The following is a 1833-nucleotide window of genomic DNA, read 5'->3' on the forward strand; positions in this document are numbered from 1 at the left end:
CGAAGCGTCATTGTGTCAGCAGCCACTGCCAGGCCTCATCGACGTCGTGAAACAGCTCAATGCTCAGGTGGGGGCGCACATTGCTGACAAACTCCTGCGAGACGAACTGATGCGCCAGGTCGGGTGAGAATACGTAGCCCAGGGCGCGCACGCCGGCGGCCGTGGCCTGGGGCAGCCACTCATATTGCAGCCACGGCAGTGCCTCGTGCCAGTCGCCGCTGGCGTCGCGGTTGTCGTTGAGCACGCGGCTGTAGGGCAGGCCCGTGCGCTGCTGCTGCTGCCGGCCCAGCTGGGCGCCGCGGATTACTTCCTCGGTAGTCAGGTGCCCGTGCCAGCGCAGGTAGAGCAGGTCGTCGGCCGGGTAGTGGCTGAACTCTATCAGCGGCTCACCGTGCAGGTCGGCCAGAACGTGAAATGGCGGGGGTAAAGGACATGCCATGCAGCGGAGGGGGGGTAGGGTTAGTAGAGGAATCTTATCCTAAATATAACCGCGAATAGTTGGGAAGCCGCGCTGCCTGGCCCTGGGCCCGCCGCGTTGGGGCAACCCGGATTCGGGCAGGCGGCATGGGCCCGGCGGCCCTACCTTTGACGTTCTGCCTTCGGCTCCGCTATTTCTTTCGCTTCGTATGCACATTGCCATCGTCGGCAACATCGGGGCCGGCAAAACCACGCTGGCCCATAAATTGGCCCACCACTTCCGCTGGGAGGTTTTTCTGGAAGACGTGGCCGATAATCCTTACCTGAAGGACTTCTACCACGACATGCCGCGCTGGTCGTTTCACTTGCAGGTGTATTTCCTCACTGGCCGCTTTCGCCAGACGCAGCGCATCAGGGAGCTGCAAGCCCAGGGCAAAGGCATCATCCAGGACCGCACCATCTACGAGGACGCCCACATCTTCGCCGCCAACCTGCACCAGTCGGGCCTGCTGCCTCACCGCGACTACGACAACTACTGCGCCCTGTATGAGGCGATGATTGGCCTGGTCAATCCGCCCGATTTGCTGCTCTACCTGCGGGCTGATTTGCCCAAGCTCATCAAGCAGATTGAGCAGCGTGGCCGCGACTACGAGAACAGCATCAGCATCGAATACCTTAAAAACCTCAATGAGCACTACGAACAGTGGATTGCCTCTTATACCCACGGCCGCCTGCTCATCATCGACGTCAACGAGCTGAACTACGTGCGCAACCCCGAAGATTTGGGGACCATTATTGATAAAATCAACAACACGCTGTTCGGCTTGTTTTGAAAAGCGAGAGGGGGTAGGAAACGGTCATGCTGGTCAGGTGTCGGCAGTTGAATTGCTCCGCCGGCCAGAGGCCAGCGAGAGCAGCTACTTTCAGTTTTGTAATATGTGAGCATGAGAAAACTAGCAATAATCAGCTTTTTACTACTCGTTTGCTGCTCAGCTGTGCAAGATGAGCAAATGCATGAGGTAACCTGTCGCTCGATTGCCGTCGCAAAAAGAGACGGCGTATTATTGGCTATTTGTAGCGTGAGTCCTGTACAAATTGTGGTTGACCACAGCTTCTTTTTCAATATTAAAGAAGCTTTTATTCAACGTCGGTTTATGATGAACCTCAGCACGGGCCGAACCAGATTGATTGACTCCACAACCATTCAGCCCAGACTGGTAATAGTGGGCGACGACAAATCCAAGGTCGGTACCATGCGAATCGATTGGGACATGGAATTAATGGACAGGGAAGCGTTAGCCGTACGCGGGCATGGCATTCTTGCTAGTGGTGGGCCAACTAATAATTCGGCAGCTTTCGACCTAAGAGCGTGTTGGGGATTTAGTTGGGGCATAACCGATTGAGGCACAGAGTGGA

Annotated in this window: 3 protein-coding genes; 2 read left to right on the top strand and 1 reads right to left on the bottom strand. The window is 56.4% G+C overall.

The window, feature by feature from the left end; translation table 11 throughout:
• Nucleotides 1–7 precede the first annotated feature (7 nt).
• Nucleotides 8–439 carry a hypothetical protein gene (locus ACFE70_RS05545; protein WP_375416727.1) on the bottom strand — a complete coding sequence of 144 codons (432 nt, stop codon included), beginning with the start codon at nucleotides 437–439 and terminating at the stop codon, nucleotides 8–10.
• 187 nt (nucleotides 440–626) lie between these two features.
• On the opposite strand from ACFE70_RS05545, the gene ACFE70_RS05550 reads away from it, so the two are divergent.
• Nucleotides 627–1250, top strand: a complete 624-nt coding sequence (locus ACFE70_RS05550; RefSeq protein WP_375416728.1) for a deoxynucleoside kinase — start codon at nucleotides 627–629, stop codon at nucleotides 1248–1250.
• Between the two features lie 111 nt (nucleotides 1251–1361).
• Complete coding sequence (locus tag ACFE70_RS05555; protein ID WP_375416729.1) at nucleotides 1362–1820, top strand: hypothetical protein; 459 nt, start codon at nucleotides 1362–1364, stop codon at nucleotides 1818–1820.
• Nucleotides 1821–1833: the final 13 nt, after the last annotated feature.

Origin of the sequence: uncultured Hymenobacter sp., from assembly GCF_964243305.1 — a bacterium.
Taxonomy (GTDB): domain Bacteria; phylum Bacteroidota; class Bacteroidia; order Cytophagales; family Hymenobacteraceae; genus Hymenobacter.

Excerpts from the sequence above, each read along its gene's own strand:
- ACFE70_RS05545 (WP_375416727.1), bottom strand. The coding sequence starts at position 439 with ATGGCATGTCCTTTACCCCCGCCATTTCACGTTCTGGCCGACCTGCAC.
- ACFE70_RS05555 (WP_375416729.1), top strand. The coding sequence starts at position 1,362 with ATGAGAAAACTAGCAATAATCAGCTTTTTACTACTCGTTTGCTGCTCA.
- ACFE70_RS05550 (WP_375416728.1), top strand. The coding sequence starts at position 627 with ATGCACATTGCCATCGTCGGCAACATCGGGGCCGGCAAAACCACGCTG.